The organism is Massilia glaciei, assembly GCF_003011895.2.
Classification (GTDB): Bacteria; Pseudomonadota; Gammaproteobacteria; order Burkholderiales; family Burkholderiaceae_D; genus Telluria_A; species Telluria_A glaciei.
Window position 1 is genome coordinate 72,288 of sequence record NZ_PXWF02000237.1, and the last position, 17,298, is coordinate 89,585.

Sequence of the window (17,298 nt, forward strand, 5' to 3'; positions counted from 1 at the left end):
ATGAATAGCTCGGCGTAAAAAAAAGCGGACCATCCCTTCGGATAGACCGCTCAACGGAATTAAACTTTAAACAATCAGGCAGCCAGCGCGAGACCTCCCGCCAGGTGCCATGCATTCCGATAGCCGAGGCGGTGCAGGCATCGCGCCGCGCGCACGCTGCGGTTGCCGCTTCGGCAAAAAAAGACGATCGGACGCTGCTCGCCGCGCAGCCAATGCGCCAACTGCTCCGACAGCCGCGACAACGGCACCCCGAGCACATCCCTGCCTTCCCATGCCGGCGCCATATCGACGGCGCGCTCGCACGGCTCGCGCACGTCGACCAGCAGCGCGTCCGGATGGGTCGCAAAGAAATCACTTAGCGCGCCGGGGTCGAGGTCGATCTCCGCATCGATGCCGGCCGCTGCCTGGCGCTTCTCCAGCGACTGCAGATCGGCATGCATGGTGCTGCACACCTCGTTGAACGGGTCGACCGCGCGGCACACGATGGTCTCCGGCCCGGCCAGCGCGGCCAGCCGGCGCACCGACTCGCGGTCGGCCCCGCAAAAAACGAAACGCGCCGCGTCGGCCGCCATGCTGCCGGCCTTCGCCCGGCCCAACAAATAGCTGTTCGCGTGGCCATCCCGCAGCCGCGCGAGCACCTGCGTGCCATGCGTGAGCGCCCCGGCGCTGGCGCCGTCGCCCAACAGCACCTGGTCGTGGCAGGCCGGCCAGCCCATCGCGTCGCTCCCCGCGCAGCGATGCGGCACCCCGGCCTCGGTGAGCTCCTCCAGCAGCGCCGCGCGGCCTGCGGCGACACCGGGCGAGGCGCCGGTCGCGAGCACCGCGGCCACGCCGAAATTTTGGGAGCGCAGCAGCGCGGCGATACGCGCGGCCAGCTCGGGCAGCGGGTCGATCACGATGCCTGCGCGGCTGGCCCGGTCCAGCAGCAGCCAGCTGCACGCGCCCTCGGACCACAACTGCAGCACGCCGTCGCCCGCCTCCAGCGCGAGCAGGTGGCCGGCGCGCAGGGCCTGGCCACAATGCGCGATGCGCATGCAGGCGGCGTCGATGAACGCCGCATCGGCCGCCGGCCCGAACGACATGCGCAGCGCGGCCGAACTGCGCCACGCCGGCAGCGCCATCGCTTCGAGCACGTAACTGGGCGCCGCCTTGGCCGACGAACACGCCGAGCCGGAGCTGATGCGCACCCCGGCCGCGTCGAACAGGTCGAGCAGCTCCTTGCTGGCAAAGCCCGGCACCGAGAAGTTCAGTGTGGTCGGCAAAGTGCCTTCGAACGGGGCGTTGAACACGATGCCCGGCAGGGCCGCCCGCAAGGCATCGGCCAGCTGTTCGCGGTACCTCGCCAGTTCGTCGTGGCCGCGCAACACGCCGCCCTGTTCGATCGCCCCGAGCACGGCGCCCAGTGCGGCGATGCCGGACATGTTCTCGGTGCCGGCGCGCAGGCCGGCCTCCTGGCCGCCGCCGGCCATCAGCGGCGTGAAGGGCGCGCCCTCGCGTACATACAGCATGCCCACGCCCTTGGGCGCGTACAGTTTGTGGCCCGAGAACGGCGCGTAGTCGATGCGGGTGGCGGCCAGCGCCAGCGGCAGTTTGCCAAGCGCCTGGACGCTGTCGACCATCCACAGCGCGCCGCCGGCGCAGTCGCGCAGCACCGCCTCGATGCCGGCCAGGTCCGAGACCACGCCGGTCTCGTTGTTGGCCGCCATGGTGCACACCAGCGCGGCCCGCGGCGCGAGATCGCGCAGCACGTCGAGCCGGTGCAGGCCGTTCTCGTCGACCGGCAGCGCGCGCAGCTCCAGCCCGGTGCCGAGCAGCGCGTTCCAGTGCGCCAAGCTCTCGGGCACGGCCTTGTGTTCTGTCGCGCCATACACGAGCAGGCTGCCGGCCGCCTCGCCGGCGGCTTGGCGCGAGCGCAACGCCCACAGCGCCGACAGCACGGCGGTCTGGATGCCCTCGGTCGCGCCGCTGTTGAAGACCACCTGCCCCGCGCCCGCCCCCAGCACGCGCCGGGCGCGCGCGCGCACCGCGTCGAGCATCGCCCTGGCCCGGATGCCGGCGCCGTGCGTGCTGCTCGGATTGCCGTAGCAATCGCTCAGCGCGGCCGCGGCGGCGGCCAGCGCGGCGGGCAGTGCCGCCGAGGTGGCGTTGGCGTCGAGGTAGATTTCAGCTTGCATAAGGGAGTGCATAAGGGAGGTATGGGGAAAATTATTCTGCCGTTGCGGAAGGGGCAGTAGTATATTACCGATCACTAGCGGTAAAAACGTCACTCAATATGCTTTCTTGACTCCATTTTTAGCACAAACATACTTCGCCATGGCAAATTCAGGAATGAATCAACTAGACAGGTTCGATTGCGCCATTTTGTCGGCCCTGCAGAACGACGCCTCGCTCTCGATTGCCGCTCTGAGCGAGAAGATCGGTTTGTCGAGCACCCCGTGCTGGAAGCGGGTCAAGCGGCTCGAGGAGGAAGGCTATATAGAGAGCCGCGTGAGCATCGTCAACCGCCACAAGGTCGGCCTGCCGGTGACGGTGTTCGTCAGCGTGCGCACCAGCCTGCACGACGAAAAATGGCTGGCGCGCTTCGCCGCCGCCGTGGTCGCGCTGCCCGAGGTGCTCGAGTTCCACCGCATGAGCGGCGACATCGACTACCTGCTCAAGGTGGTCACCACCGACATCGACGGCTACGACCGCTTTTATAAAAAACTGATCAAGACGGCGCAGCTGACGGGCGTCTCGTCGGCTTTTTCGATGGAACAGATTAAATACTCCACGGCCCTGCCGCTCGAACTGATTTCGCACGGCCTGCAGGGCTGAAAACCGAATATTTGCCGCGTCAAATCGTGAGATCATCCCCCCTTTCTTTCCCTATTGCTGTCCTTGTTTCTGCCCTCTCCTCCCCGCCCTCTCCTCCCTGCCCTGTTAACAAAGGAATCCGCATGTCGCCCAGCCAGTTGTCCCTCAAGCTGTCCCACAAGCTTATGCCGTTCGCCGCAGCCGCCCTGCTGTGCCTCCCGGGCGCCGCCAGCGCCAACTCCGAAACGGTCAAGATCGGCGTGAGCGGGCCGCTGTCGGGCGCGAACGCGTTTGCCGGCAAGGACAATGAAAACGGCGTGCGCCTCGCGCTCGAGGAGCTCAACGCCAAGCCGATCAAGGTGGCCGGCAAGACGCTCAAGTTCGAGCTGGTCTCCGAGGACGACCAGGGCGACCCGCGCGCCGGCGTGAGCGTGGCGCAAAAGCTGGCCGACGCGCGCGTGCGCTTCGTGCTCGGCCCCTACAACTCGGGCGTGGCGATTCCCGCCTCGCGCATCTACAACGAGGCCGGCATGCTGATGTCGACCGTCGGCACCAACCCGGACGTGACCAAGAACGGCTACAACAATGTGTTCCGCATCATCGCCAGCGACACCCAGATCGGCGCCTCGATGGCCTCGTACGCGGCGCGCGAGCTCAAGATCAAGCGCATCGGCGTCATCGACGACCGCACCGCGTTCGGCAAGGGCATCGCCGACGAATTCATCAAGCAGGCCAAAAAATCGGGCATGGCCGTGGCCAGCCGCGAGTTCACGACCGACAAGGCGACCGATTTCTCGGCCATCCTGACCTCGCTCAAGGCGAAAAAGGTCGACGCGATTTTCTTCGGCGGCTACGCGCCGCAGGGCGCGCCGATGACGCGCCAGATGAAGCAACTCGGCCTGAACGTGCGCCTGCTAGGCGGCGACACCCTGTGCAGCCCCGAGATGGCCAAGCTCGGCGGCGCGGCCGTCGGCGCCAACGTGCTGTGCGCGCAGGGCGGCGCGATGCTCGACAAAAAAACCGCCGGCGCCGCCTTCCAGGCCCGCTACAAGGCGCGCTTCAAGCAGGCCGCCGACGTCTACGCGCCCGCTTTCTACGACCAGATGATGTTCATCGCCGAGACCATGCGCAAGACCAATTCGCTCGACCCGTCCGTGGTCGGCGTGGCCCTGCACGCGAGCAGCTACAAGGGCGTGGCCGGCACCTACGCCTATGACGCGAAGGGCAATATGAGGCAATCGCCGGTGACGATCTACACCTTCAAGAACGGCGCGCCGGTGGCGCTCGCGAGCTACTAACCCGGGGCCCGCATGCAAGCATTGCGCACCACCGTTTTATTCGCGGCCACGCTGGCAGCCTGTTCCTCCCATGCGGCGCCGGCGGCCGCGCCCTCGCTGGCGCCCCCCATGCACGCCCTCGCGCCGTCGCAGCAGGCCATGCCCGCGCTGGTCGAGCGCTTCCGCCTCGACCTGGCCAGCCTCGAGCACCTGTACACGGTGCGCCACGGCGCGGCCCGCGCGGCCGAACTGCAATCGTTCTACCGCCAGTGGCAGGTCGCGCTGGCGGCGCTGCCGTTCGACGGCTTCGGGGTCGAGGACCGCATCGACTGGATCATGCTGAACAACCAGATCGGCTTCGCCCTGCGCGAGCAGCAGGCGCGGCAAGCGCGCTTCCGCGAGGCCGAGCCGCTGGTGCCGTTCGTGCGGCCGCTGATCGAACTGACCGAGGCGCGCCGCCTGATGCAGGCGCAGGACGGCCAGGCCAGCGCGGCCCAACTGCAAACGGCGGTGCTGGCGGTGCGCAAGGCGCAACTGGCGCTGGTCGAGGGCGACGACCATGCCTCGGCGCGTCCGCTGGCCAGCCGCAACATGGCCAACCGCGCGCTGCAGATCCTGGGCGCGAGCGCGCTCGACCTGAAACAATGGAACGCCTACTATGGCGGCTTCGATCCGCAGTTCAGCTGGTGGATCAAGCGGCCCTACGCAGAGCTCGAAAAGGCGCTGGCCGACTACGCCGCCATGCTCGGGGAGCGGCTGGTTGGCAAGGGCTCGGCCACGCTGCTCAATGTGACGGGCGACCCGGTCGGGCGCGCCGGCCTGGTCAGCGCGCTGCAACGCGAGATGATCGCCTACACACCCGAGGAGCTGATGGCGCTGGCCGAGAAGGAGCTGGCCTGGGGCGAGGCCGAACTGCGCCGCGCCTCGCGCGAAATGGGCTTTGGCGACGACTGGCACGCGGCCATGGACAAGGTAAAAAACCAGTACGTCAAGCCGGGCGAGCAGACCGCGATGGTGCGCATGCTGGCCAAGGAGGCGACCGACTACGTCACCGCCAACGCGCTCGTGACGGTGCCCGAGGTGGCGCGCCGCAGCTGGCGCATGGACATGCTGTCGGTCGAGCGACAACTGGCCAACCCCTTCTTTTTGGGCGGCGACACGATCCTCGTGGCCTACCCGACCGACGACATGACGCATGACCAAAAGCTCATGAGCATGCGCGGCAACAACCCGCACTTCGCGCGCGCGGTGGTGCACCACGAGCTCATTCCCGGCCACCACCTGCAGTTGTTCATGGCCGATCGCCACCAGCCGCAGCGGCGCCTGTTCGATTCGCCGTTCTTTGTCGAGGGCTGGGCCGTGTACTGGGAGATGCTGCTCTACGAGCGCGGCTTCGCGGCCAAGCCGGAGGACCGCATCGGCATGATGTTCTGGCGTAACCACCGCGCCGCGCGCATCCTGTTCTCGCTCGGTTTCCACCTTGGCAAACTGACGCCCGAGCAGGCGGTGGCGATGTTGGTCGAACGCGTCGGCCACGAGCCCGACAACGCGCGCGCCGAGGTGCGCCGCTCGTTCAACGGCGACTACCCTCCCCTGTACCAGGCCGGTTATATGATCGGCGCGCTGCAAATGCGCGCGCTCAGGCGCGAACTGGTCGACGGCGGCGCGATGACCCAATTGCAGTACCACGACCGCATCCTCGAGGGTGGGATGCTGCCCGTCGAGCTGGTGCGCGCGCGCCTCAAGGGCGAGAAAATCAAGCGCGACTTCGCCGCCGGCTGGCGCTTTTATCCCTGACATCCCCGACGCCTCCATTGCAGACAACCGGACCACACATGAAAAAATCACTCCTCGCCGGCGCCGTCGGCGCCGCCCTGCTGTTTGCGATCGCGCCGGGCGCGGCGCTGGCCGCGCCCTCGTCCATCGTGCAAGCGGCCGCGCCCGCCAAGAAGCAGCTCGACCTGCTGGCCGCCCACTACTACGAGGCGCTGGCCCGCTTCGATCCGGTCGGCGCCAGCGAGAACGGCGACAACCGCTTCGACGACCAGATCGGCATGACCATCGCGCCGCTCGAGCGGCTCGCGCAGTTCGACCGCTACCGCAAATTCGCCGCCACCCTGCAATCGATCCCGCGCGCGAAACTGGCGCGCGCCGACCAGACCAACTACGACATCCTCGCGTACGAGCTCAAGACCGCGCTCACGTTCGAGCGCTTCCCCGAGCACCTGCTGCCGCTGAACCAGATGGACAGCATGCCGGTCAACCTGGCCAACTACGCGGGCGGCCAGGCGGCGCAGGCGCTGACCAACGTCAAGCAGTACAAGGCCTACCTGAACCGCCTCAACCAACTGCCGGCGTGGATCGACCAGGCCATCCTGAACATGCGCGAAGGGATGCGGCAGGGCGTGGTGCTGCCGCGCGCGAACATGGTCTCGGCACTGCCCCAGTTTAAAGCGCTGGTCAGCCCGACGCCCGAGGCGAGCATTTACTACACGCCGATCAAGAACCTGCCCTCCAAGTTTTCGGGCGCCGACAAGCGCGCCCTGACCGCTGCCTACCGCGGCACCATCGCCCTCAGGCTGACGCCGGCGCTCGGGCGCCTCGCGGCCTTCCTCGAGAACGACTACCTGCCGGCGAGCCGCCCGAGCACCGGCTGGAGCGCCCTGCCCGGCGGCGCGCAGTGGTATCTGGCGCGCGTGGCCGGCCAGACCACGACCACCCTGGCGCCGGAGCAGATCCACGCGACCGGCCTGGCCGAGGTGGCGCGCATCCAGCGCGAGTTCGCGCTGCTGGGACCAAAGATGGGTTACACCGGACCGGCGGCCGAACTGCCGACCTGGGTCGCGGCGCAGGACAGGTTCAAGCCGTTCAAGACCGAGGCCGAGGTGATCGCGGTGTACCGCAGGCTCGACGCGGTCCTCAAGACCAAGCTGCCGGCCTTGTTCACGCTCATGCCAAAGGCGCCGCTCGACCTGCGCCTCGAGCCGGAATTAAGCCGCGCGACCGCCTCGGACCACTACACCGCGCCCGCCGCCGACGGTTCGCGCCCGGGCGTGTTCTGGTCGGTGGTGAACGATCCGAAGCAGTACGGCAGCACCGGCATGGTGACCCTGTTCCTGCACGAGGGGCAGCCGGGCCACCACTTCCACATCGCGCTGCTGCAGGAGATGGACCTGCCCAAGTTCCGCAAATTCGGGGGCAACAACGCCTTCACCGAGGGCTGGGCGCTGTACGCGGAAACGCTGGGCAAGGAGATGGGATTGTTCGACAAGCCGGAGGACTACTTCGGCCATTTGTCGGACGAGATGCTGCGCGCGGTGCGGCTGGTGGTCGACACCGGCATGCACACCAGGGGCTGGACGCGCGAGCAGTCTATCCAGTACATGCGCGACACGCTCGGCTACCCCGAGTCGAGCGCGCGCAGCGAGACCGAACGCTACATGGTGTGGCCGGGCCAGGCGCTCGGCTACAAGATCGGCTCGCTCAAGATCGCCGAGCTGCGCCAGCGCGCGGGCGCGGCGCTGGGCGACAAATTCAGCCTGCCCAAATTCCACGAGATCGTGCTCGGCGAGGGCACGCTGCCGCTGTCGCTGCTCGAGGCCAAGGTCGAGCGCTGGATCGCCGAGGCCAAGTAGGCCCGGGCCCGGCGGGGCCTACGCCTACATCTCGGCGTACATCTCGGCGGCCGTCGCGCGCACCGCCTTGAGCAGCAGGTCGGCGCCGGGCGAGAGCAGGTGCTCCTGCTGGCGGATGATGCCGAAGGCGTCCATCTTGCAGGGCAGCTCGATCGGCAGGATGCTCAGCACATTGAGTTCGACGTAGTACTTGGCCACCTCGAGCGGCATCACGTGCAGCGAATCGGTTTCCTGCAGCAGTGCGGTGATCAGCAGCAGCGCCGTGGTGTCGACCACGTTGGACGGCGGCTCGTAGCCGGCCTTGCGGAACATCATGTCGAAACGGTGGCGCAGGATGCTGCCCAGCGGCGGCAACAACCAGGGCAGGTTCGCCAGCGCCGCCAGCGACAGATCGGTTGATGCCAGCAGCGGATGCCCGACCCGCACGACGGCGCAGGCCGGCTCCTCGGTCAGCTCCTCATAGATCAGCCCGACGCTGTCGTCGCGCTCGAGGATGCGCCCGATCATGAAGTCGAGCGTGCCGCGCCGCAGCTTGTCGAGCAGCAGGCTGCTGTGCTCGAGATGCACGCCGATGCGCAGCAGCGGCGCCTGCGCCTTGACCTGCGCGATCGCGCGCGGCAGCAGGGCCATCGCGGGCGTCATGATCACGCCCACCTCGACCTGGCCGACCAGGCCGGCCTTGAGCGCGACGATGTCGTCGTGCGCCAGCGACAGGCTGGTCAGCGCCATGCGCGCGTGCCGGATCATGGTCTCGCCGTAGATGGTCGGCTCCATGCCGCGCGGCAAGCGGTCGAACAGGCGCACGTCGAGCATCTCCTCGAGATCCTTGATCTGCTTGGACGCCGCCGGCTGCGTCATGTGCAGCTCCTCGGCCGCGCGGTGGATGTTGCGGTGGTCGTCGAGCGCGATCAGCAGCAGCAGTTGGCGCGTCTTGAGGCGGGCGCGCAAAAACCAGTTCGGGTTCAGTGTATCCATCCCGTAATGTTAACACGCGCCATGGCGAAATCCGCCTCTCGCAACGTCTTCATGCACTATTTCGGTGCGCCGCAACCCGGGCTCGGATTGGCGGCCGGGCCGTCCGCCGTCTGCGGCACGAAGGCGATGGAACCGTCGGCCTTGTAGTGCATCTCCTCGACCGCGACCGAGCGCCGGAACTCGCCGCCGCCCGGCAGTTTCTCGTTGTGGTAGAAGATGTAGGACTTGCCGTTGAAGTCGACGATGGCCTGGTGGATCGTCTTGACGACCGCGTTCTTGGCCATGATCACGCCGCCGAAGGTCCAGGGGCCGGTCGGGCTCGGCCCGGTCTGGTACACCGTCTCTTCGGGGAAATATCGCGAATACGTCAGGTAGTAGGTGCCGGCGCGCTTGTGCATGTATGGCGCCTCGGTGAAGGAGTCGATCTTGAAGGTCTCGATCGGCCCGTCGAGCTCGACCATGTTCTCCTTGAGCTTGGCGTACTTGAGCACCGTGTTGCCCCAGTAGATGTAGGCCTGGCCGTCGTCGTCGATGAACACGCCCGGGTCGATGTCGTCCCACATGATGTCGGTGTGCTTGGTCATGTCGTTGGTGATCAGGGCGCTGCCGCGGGTGTCGACGAAGGGGCCGGTCGGGCTGTCGGACACGGCCACGCCGATCGCCTTGCCCGGGATCGTCTTGTGGTCGACCGTCGAGTAGAAATAGTATTTACCGTTGCGCTTGGTGATGTCGGCGGCCCAGGCGTCGCGCCGGGCCCAGCCAAAACTGGTGTACTGCACGGGCGAGCCGTGGTCGGTCCAGTTGCGCATGTCGCAGCTCGAGTAGACGCGCCACTCGTTCATCAGGTAGTCGGTGCCGCCCACGGGCGCCTCGTCCTTGCCCACGTACAGGTACACGCGGCCGTTGTCGACCAGCGCGGCCGGGTCGGCCGTGAAAATGTTCTTGACGATGGGGTTGCCCAGCGCGAGCGGGGCCGGGGCCGGGACTGCTGCCGGGGGCGCGCCGGTGCCGGCGCCGCCGGCGCATGCGGCCAGCGCGGCGGCGGTTCCGAGCGCGATGGTGGTGCGGTAAAAATTATGCATGCCTGTCTCCTGATATTGATAATTATATTGATTCAAGTGTTGCGGGCGGCGCCGAAGGTCATCACGCGCTGCACCAGGCAGAACACGAACAACAGGGCGCCGATCACGATCTTGGTCCACCACGAGCTGAGCGTGCCGTCGAAGGCGATCAGGGTCTGGATCGCGCCGAGCACCAGCACGCCCGACAGGGCGCCGGCGACATAGCCGTAGCCCCCGCTGAGCAAGGTGCCGCCGATGACCACGGCGGCGATCGCGTCGAGCTCGGTGCCCTGGGCGTGCAGGCCGTAGCCCGACAACATGTAGAACGAAAACAGCACCCCGGCCAGCGCCGCGCACAGACTGCTGAAGGCGTACACCAGCACCTTGGTGCGCGCCACCGGCAGGCCCATCATCAGCGCCGATTGCTCGTTGCCGCCGATCGCGTAGACGGCCCGGCCGAAGGCGCTGTAGCGGGCCAGCACCACGGCCAGCGCCAGCACGGCCAGCGCCAAGAGCGCGCCGGGCGAGACGAAGCCGCCCAGCACCGGCACCTGGGTTTGCGACATGGCCACGAACAGCGGATCGTCGATCGTGATCGAATCGATGCTGATCAGATAGCACAACCCGCGCGCGAGGAACATGCCGCCCAGCGTCACGATGAACGGCTGCAGCTTGAAGTAATGGATCAGCGCGCCCATGGCGGCGCCAAAACCGGCCCCGAGCAGCAGCACGCAGCCGATCACCAGCAGCGGCGGCCAGTGCAGCGTCTGCAGCAGCCAGGCCGCGACCATGGTGCTCAGCGCGAGCACCGAGCCGACCGACAAGTCGATGCCGCCCGAAATGATCACAAAGCTCATGCCTACCGCGATCACGAGCAGGAAGGCGTTGTCGATGAGCAGGTTGAGCACCACCTGCACCGACAAAAAGCCCGGGTAGGCGGCGCCGCCGATGCCGAACATCGCCAACAGCAGCAGCACCGTGACGAGCGAAGTGAAATACGGCGCGGCCATCAGGGCGCGCCCGCGCGCCTGCATTTGCATCATGCTGCCCTCCGGCGTGTGAATATTTTTTTAAATTCCGGCGATTGCGAGATGCACACCAGGAACACCACGACCGCCTTGACCACCATGTTGACCTCGGGCGGCACGCCCAGCGAATAGATGGTGTAGGTCAGGGTCTGGATGATCAGCGCGCCGATCATGCTGCCGACCAGGCTGAACTTGCCGCCGGCGAGCGAGGTGCCGCCCAGCGTGACGGCCAGGATGGCGTCGAGCTCGAGCATCAGGCCGGCGTTGTTGGCGTCGGCGCTCTTGATGTTGGAGGCGATCAGCATGCCCGACAAGCCGGCGCAGGCGCTGCAAAACACGTAGACGAAAAAGATCAACGCCGCCGTCTTGATGCCGGCCAGGCGCGCGGCCACCGGATTGATGCCCACCGCCTGGATGAACAGGCCGAGCGCGGTCTTGCGCATCAGCACGAGGGTCGCGGCGAACACGACGGCGACGATGGTCAGCGAGAACGGCAGGCCGAACAGGTAGCCGCTGCCCAGAAAAAAGAAGGGCTGGTAGTAGACCGTCACGATCTGTCCGTCGGTGAGCAACTGCGCCAGGCCGCGCCCGGCGACCATCAGGATCAGGGTGGCGACGATCGGCTGCAGGCCGACGGTGGCCACCAGCAAGCCGTTCCAGGCGCCGCACAGCAAGGCGGCCCCGAGCGCGGCGCACAGGGCCCACGCCATCGGTATGTTGCTCACGTAATGGGGTTGGCCGTTGTGCATCTCCATGGTGCCGCCGATCAGCATCGCCGCCACCGTGCCCGACAGCGCGACCACGGCGCCGACCGAGATGTCGATGCCGCGCGTGGCGATCACCAGCGTCATGCCGAGCGCGGCCAGCATCAGCGGCGCGGCGCGGTTGGCGATGTCGATCAGGCTGCCGTACAGGTGGCCATCCTTGATTTCGAGATTGAAAAACCCCGGGATCGCCACCAGGTCGAACAGCAGCAGCGCGGCCAGCGCCGCAAGCGGACGCAGCAGCGGGTGGGCCAGCAAGCGGGCCACGATGCCGGCCGGCAGCCGGTCGGCGGGCGCGCGGGCCGGGGTGCCGGCGGCCGCGGGGGTCAAAGGCCCGCTCATGCGGCCTCCCCGGCGATCACCTGCAGCACCGACGCGTCGTCGAGTTCGCCGCGCTGGTATTCGCCGCAGGCCTTGCGGTCGCGCATGACGACCAGCCGGTCGGCGCAGCGCAACACTTCGGGCAGTTCGGACGAGATGAACAGGATCGCCATCCCCTTGCGGCACAAATTGCTCACGTAATCCATGATTTCCTGTTTGGCGCGCACGTCGATGCCGCGCGTGGGTTCGTCCAGTATCAGCAGCTTGGGCGCGGTCACGAGCCAGCGGGCCAGCAAGACCTTCTGCTGGTTTCCGCCCGACAGCGTGCCGATCGGCGCCTCCACGTCCGCGGTCTTAATGCCAAGCCATTTCACGTAGTCCTGCGCCAGCGCGACCTGGCGCTTGAAGGGTATGGCGCGCAGCAATCCGGCGCGCGCCTGCAGGGCCAGGATGACGTTCTCGCGCACCGACAGCTCGAGGATCGCGCCCTCGTGCTTGCGGTCCTCGGAGCAAAAGGCGATGCCCTGCGCGATCGCCTCGCGCGGCGAGCCGAACACGCCCTTGCGCGCGCCCACGGCGATGCTGCCGCTGTCGGCCTGGTCGGCGCCGAACAGCAGGCGCGCCGCCTCGGTGCGTCCCGAGCCGAGCAGGCCGCACATTCCGAGCAGCTCGCCCCCGTGGATGTCGAGGTCGAGCGGCGCCAGCGCGCCGCGCCGGCCGAGCCCCCTTGCCCGCAGGAAGGGCGCGGGCGCGCGCGCGGCGGCACCGGCCGGCGCGGCGTCGATGCCGGCGTCGGCGCCGGGCGCATCCGCCGCCACGCCGACCATTTTGTTGACCAACGCCAATCGCGACAGTTCGCCGCAGGGGTACTCGCCCTCGCGCTCGCCGTTGCGCATCACGGTGATGCGGTCGGAGATCGCGTAAGTCTGGTCCAGGAAATGGGTCACGAACAAGATCGCCATGCCCTGCTCGCGCAGGCGGCGCAGCACCCCGAACAGCAGTTGCACCTCGGCCTCGTCGAGGCTCGAGGTCGGCTCGTCGAGGATGAGCACGCGCGCCGAGGTGTTGAGCGCGCGCGAGATGGCCACCATCTGTTGCACCGCCAGCGGAAAGCTCGACAGCTGCGCTTCGACGTCGATGTCGATCTGCAACTGCGCCAGCAAGACCCTGGCCTGCTCGCGCATGCCGCGCCAGTCGACCATGCCGGCCTTGCGCGGATAGCGTCCGATGAAGATGTTCTCGGCCACCGACAGGTTCGGGCACAGGTTCACCTCCTGGTACACGGTGCTGATGCCGAGATCCTGCGCCTGCGCCGTCGAGCGCGGCGCGATGGCCCGCCCGTCCAGCGTGATGCTGCCCCGGTCCGGCTGGTAGACGCCGGTGAGCACCTTGATCAGGGTCGACTTGCCGGCCCCGTTCTGCCCCATCAGCGTGTGCACCTCGCCCGGGTAGAGGCGCAGCGAGACATCGCTAAGCGCCTTGACTCCGGGGAATGATTTGAAAATACCGCTCAACTCCAGCACCGGGGTGCCGGATGTGACTGTCGTGCTCATAGAAATCCGCCCGCGCTTAGTATTTGCGGTTTGGATATTCTTTCGCCGCCACTTCGGCCGGGAACACGCCCTCCTCCGTCACGATGCGCTTGGGCACGGGCTTGCCGGCCACCACGTCGCGCGCCACCTGCATCAGTTGCGGGCCGAGCAGCGGGCTGCATTCGACCGTCACGTTGAGCTTGCCCGCGATCATCGCCTCGAACGCGCCTTTGACGCCGTCGATCGAAATGATGACGATGTCCTTGCCCGGTTTCAAGCCGGCCTCCTCGATCGCCTGGATGGCGCCAATCGCCATGTCGTCGTTGTGTGCGTAGAGCACATTGATGGCCTTGCCATGCGCCTTGAGGAAGGCCTCCATGACCTCCTTGCCTTTTGCGCGCGTGAAGTCGCCCGTCTGCGAGCGCACGATCTTGAGCTTGGCGTTGCCGGCGATGGCCTCGGCGAAGCCCTTCTGGCGGTCGAGCGCCGGGGCCGAACCCACCGTGCCCTGCAGCTCGACGATGTTGAGCTTGCGCTCCGGGGTCTTGGCCGCGTGCGCGACCAGCCAGCGCCCGGCGCGCCGGCCCTCCTCGACGAAGTCGGAACCGATGAAGGTCGTGTACAGCGTCTTGTCGGCCGTGTTGACGGCGCGGTCGGTCAGGATCACGGGGATTTTCGCGTTGCGCGCCTCGCGCAGCACAGTTTCCCAGCCCGACTCGACGACCGGCGAGAACGCGATCACGTCAACCCGCTGGGCGATGAAGGAGCGGATCGCCTTGACCTGGTTTTCCTGCTTTTGCTGGGCGTCGGCGAATTTGAGTTTGACGCCCGCCTGCCTGGCGGCGTCCTTGATCGAGCGCGTGTTGGCGGTGCGCCATTCGCTCTCGGCCCCCACCTGCGAGAAGCCCATCACGAGCGGCTTGGCGGCGCTGGCCACGCCGCTCGCGGCGAGGGTGGCGAAGGTGGCCAAGGTGGCGAAGGTGGTGAAAGTGGTGAAAGTGGTGAAAGTGGTGAGCACGGCGGCGGCGGCGCCGCCGAGGAAAGTTCTGCGTACGATGGTCATGGCATGTCTCCGTTGTTTGCGAACCGGCACTGCCGGACTCTGCTTATGCAAGCAGTGTAGGAGAAAGCGTAATATCCCTCAAATCACTTTTTTGCCTTGATTGATATCGCTTTTGATATGCTTAAATCATTGACGCAGCAAGCGCAGTCCGTACAGGCCGCCGGCGATGGAGCCTGGGTGGGCGACCAGTTTGACGACCAGCTTGGCCCCCGGCGCGGCCGGCGCCAGCGCATAGTCGACCGTGTAGATCTCGTCGCCCTCGGGCGCGCCGAGCGTCACGTCGGCGATGCGCCGGCCGTTGACGACGATCTCGAACCTGCGCCCCGCGTCGCCCGGCGAATAGCTCAGACGCAACACCCGCGCCTCGCCGCCCGGGTCCTTGAGCTCGTAGCTGAACCAGCCGCTCGCATGGCGCCAATGGCGGCCCTGGTTGACGCCGGCGTCGGCGCCCTCGCCCTTGAAGGCATGGTCCGACTCGGGTTGCTGCTGGCCCGGCGCGACCTGGTCGATGGTGCGCGCGTCGAGCGCGATCCGTTCGGCCTCGGCCTTGGCGGTCGCCGCCTGCAGCAGGTCGGCGTTGGCGGGCGTGGCATACGGCCAGTACATCGTGTAGCGCGACTCGTGCAGGCGGAAGAACGGGATCAGCCGGAGCGATTCGGCATGCAGGCCGCGGATCAGTCCGGGCGCCGCAAAGGTCAGCGGCTGCCCCGGCACCGGCTTGAACCTGTGCATGAATTGCCTGGTGTCGCTGACGAACATGGGCGCCGCCCCGAGCGGGCACACGGGCCCCTGGGCGATGTGGCCCATGCGCGAATCGTCGGCCAGGAAATTGAGTTTTTCGTTGGCGAACGGGGCCGTCTTGGCGGCCAGCACGATCGGCCCGTGCAACACGGCGTAGTAGTTCGACTGGTCTGGCATCTGCTCGAGCCGTGTGGTCATGGGCAGGGAGATGTCGACGACGTCGCCCTTGCGCCAGCGCCGCTCGACGCTGATGTACTCGCCGGGGCCGCCGGCCGCCTTGATGCGTTTGCCATTGACGCGCAGTTGCAGCGCGCCGCGCGCGACCCAGCGCGGATAGCGGATCTTCATGGCGAAGCGGGCGTCGCCGTCGACGGTGATGCGCGAGGAGGCCTGGTCGGGGAAGCGCGTCGACTGGGTCAGGCGCACATTCTTGGCGCGCCAGTCGAGCGTGGAGGCGATGAACAGGTTCACAAACAGGGTGTCGGGCGCATGCGCGTAGATGAACTCGCCATGGCGGGCGTGGCTCTCGATGCCCGAGCCGACGCAGCACCACATCGCCTGGTCGGGCTGCGAATAGACTCGGTAGTGGTTCGGCCGCAACGGTGTGAAGTAGGCGAAGCCGCCCGTTTTTGGCCGCTGCGAGGCGAGGATGTGGTTGTACAGCGCGCGTTCGATATAGTCGCCGTATTGCACTTGTTGGTCGTCCAGGAACAACATGCCGGACAGCTTGATCATATTGTAGGTGTTGCAGGTCTCGGGCCCCTCGACCTCGCCGACCATCGACGAGAAATCGTTTTCGTCGTGGAAGTGCTCCTTGACGCTGTTGCCGCCGATCGCCACGGTGCGCTTGTCGTGCACCGTTTGCCAAAAAAAACGCGCCGCGTCCAGCATGCGGCGCTCGCCCGTCAGGTCGCCGATGCGCTTGAAACCGATCACTTTCGGGATTTGCGTGTTGGCATGCAGGCCGGTCAGGCGGTCCTCGCCGCGCGCGAGCGGGTCCAGCACCGCCTGGTGCGAAAAGCGGCGCGCCAGCACCATGTACTTGTCGTCGCCCGTCATGCGCGCGACGTCGGCCAGCACCTCGTTCATGCCGCCGTGCTCGGCGCGCAGCATCGCTTGCATTTGTTCCGGGCTCAGTTGCGCGCTCAGTTTCAGGGCCCAGTCGGACAGGGCGATCAGCATCGCGCGCGCGTCTTCGTTGCCGGCGTACATGTAGGCGTCGCGCAGGCCGGCGTAGGTCTTGTGGAGGTTGTACCAGGGCACCCATTTCCCGTTGACCGAGAAGTTATCGGCCCGCATCGTCCCGCGCGCGATCGCCTGCCACACCTCGCTGCCGCCGGGGATGCCGCCCAGATAGCCGTTGCCGTTCTTTTCCTGGCACAGCTTGAGCGCCGCGACGAATTTGTTTAGCCGCGCGAGCAATTCCGGGCCGCCCGTCGAGGCGTGCATCAGCGCCAGCGCCGACAGGTAGTGGCCGCCCATGTGGCCGTCGAGGCCGGAGGACTCCCAGTTGCCGTAGCTTGGCTTGGCAAGCGGCAGGCCGGCCTCGCGCTGGAACGGCGCGAGCAATTTGTCGGGGTCGAGCGCGAGCAGGTAGGCGCGGTCGGTGTTTTGGGCTTCGAGGAAAGGCCCGGCGCCGAGGCGCACGTCGGACAGTGGAAACAGCTGGGCGGGCGCGGCGTGCAGCGCGCCGCACAGGGACAGCGTCAGCATGCCGGAAAAGAGGGATCGCATGGGTCTTAATAGGAATCGCATGGGTCTAAATAGGGATCGCATTGGTTTTTCTTCGTGAAAACTGGTGCCGCAGAATTCGTGTCGCTAGAATTGAGCAACACCAAAACCACGTCGTCCTCGCGGATGCGGGGATCCATGCTGAGCATGCAGTTATGCGCCTTCGAAAAATTCAGACCCACGGTTCCCGGGCCTGAAGGTTTACACTCCGCGAATATGCAAGCTCAGCATGGGTCCCCGCGTGCGCGGGGATGACGTTTGGTGGCCGGTACGGACCTCGAATCGTCCCCCTGGGTCCCCGCGTGCGCGGGGATGACGTTGGTTGGCGGGGATGACGTTGGTTAATTTAGTGATGGATTCGGCTGCACGACTTTTGA

General features: G+C 66.9%; 12 protein-coding genes. 4 read left to right on the forward strand and 8 right to left on the reverse strand.

Annotated features, from left to right (window positions below; genetic code table 11):
- Nucleotides 1-74: 74 nt before the first annotated feature.
- A complete protein-coding gene (locus C7C56_RS14855; protein ID WP_106758150.1) occupies nt 75-2,174 on the reverse strand; it encodes an aminotransferase class V-fold PLP-dependent enzyme in 2,100 nt (699 codons plus the stop codon).
- Between the two features lie 154 nt (nt 2,175-2,328).
- On the opposite strand from C7C56_RS14855, the gene C7C56_RS14860 reads away from it, so the two are divergent.
- From C7C56_RS14860 to C7C56_RS14875, 4 genes are all read left to right on the forward strand, one after another.
- Nucleotides 2,329-2,814: an Lrp/AsnC family transcriptional regulator gene (locus tag C7C56_RS14860; protein WP_106758151.1), complete on the forward strand. Its 486-nt coding sequence runs from the start codon at nt 2,329-2,331 to the stop codon at nt 2,812-2,814.
- A 122-nt stretch (nt 2,815-2,936) separates the two neighbouring features.
- Nucleotides 2,937-4,091 carry a branched-chain amino acid ABC transporter substrate-binding protein gene (locus C7C56_RS14865; RefSeq protein ID WP_106758152.1) on the forward strand — a complete coding sequence of 385 codons (1,155 nt, stop codon included), beginning with the start codon at nt 2,937-2,939 and terminating at the stop codon, nt 4,089-4,091.
- A gap of 12 nt (nt 4,092-4,103) precedes the next feature.
- The gene (locus C7C56_RS14870) at nt 4,104-5,867 is read left to right on the forward strand and encodes a DUF885 family protein (protein ID WP_106758153.1); all 1,764 of its coding nucleotides are present in this window, start codon (nt 4,104-4,106) and stop codon (nt 5,865-5,867) included.
- A 38-nt stretch (nt 5,868-5,905) separates the two neighbouring features.
- A complete protein-coding gene (locus tag C7C56_RS14875; RefSeq protein ID WP_106758154.1) occupies nt 5,906-7,705 on the forward strand; it encodes a DUF885 domain-containing protein in 1,800 nt (599 codons plus the stop codon).
- Between the two features lie 24 nt (nt 7,706-7,729).
- Here C7C56_RS14875 and C7C56_RS14880 read toward each other — a convergent pair whose 3' ends face one another.
- The 7 genes from C7C56_RS14880 to C7C56_RS14910 all read right to left on the reverse strand — a co-directional run bounded on the left by C7C56_RS14880 (nt 7,730) and on the right by C7C56_RS14910 (nt 16,924).
- Nucleotides 7,730-8,680, reverse strand: coding sequence for a LysR family transcriptional regulator (locus C7C56_RS14880; protein WP_106758155.1), 951 nt, complete (start codon nt 8,678-8,680; stop codon nt 7,730-7,732).
- 56 nt (nt 8,681-8,736) lie between these two features.
- A complete protein-coding gene (locus C7C56_RS14885; RefSeq protein ID WP_106758156.1) occupies nt 8,737-9,762 on the reverse strand; it encodes a glycoside hydrolase family 43 protein in 1,026 nt (341 codons plus the stop codon).
- Between the two features lie 32 nt (nt 9,763-9,794).
- Nucleotides 9,795-10,784, reverse strand: coding sequence for a galactofuranose ABC transporter, permease protein YjfF (yjfF, locus tag C7C56_RS14890; protein WP_370660209.1), 990 nt, complete (start codon nt 10,782-10,784; stop codon nt 9,795-9,797).
- Nucleotides 10,781-11,875 (reverse strand): ABC transporter permease, encoded by a 1,095-nt coding sequence (locus C7C56_RS14895; protein ID WP_106758157.1) that lies wholly within the window; start codon nt 11,873-11,875, stop codon nt 10,781-10,783. The genes yjfF and C7C56_RS14895 overlap by 4 nt, the downstream gene beginning before the upstream one ends.
- Nucleotides 11,872-13,407 carry a sugar ABC transporter ATP-binding protein gene (locus C7C56_RS14900; RefSeq protein ID WP_106758158.1) on the reverse strand — a complete coding sequence of 512 codons (1,536 nt, stop codon included), beginning with the start codon at nt 13,405-13,407 and terminating at the stop codon, nt 11,872-11,874. The genes C7C56_RS14895 and C7C56_RS14900 overlap by 4 nt, the downstream gene beginning before the upstream one ends.
- Before the next feature lie 16 nt (nt 13,408-13,423).
- Entirely contained in the window at nt 13,424-14,449 is a 1,026-nt protein-coding gene (locus C7C56_RS14905; RefSeq protein WP_106758159.1) for an ABC transporter substrate-binding protein, read from the reverse strand.
- 126 nt (nt 14,450-14,575) lie between these two features.
- Nucleotides 14,576-16,924: a glycoside hydrolase family 127 protein gene (locus C7C56_RS14910; protein ID WP_229458788.1), complete on the reverse strand. Its 2,349-nt coding sequence runs from the start codon at nt 16,922-16,924 to the stop codon at nt 14,576-14,578.
- Nucleotides 16,925-17,298 lie beyond the last annotated feature (374 nt).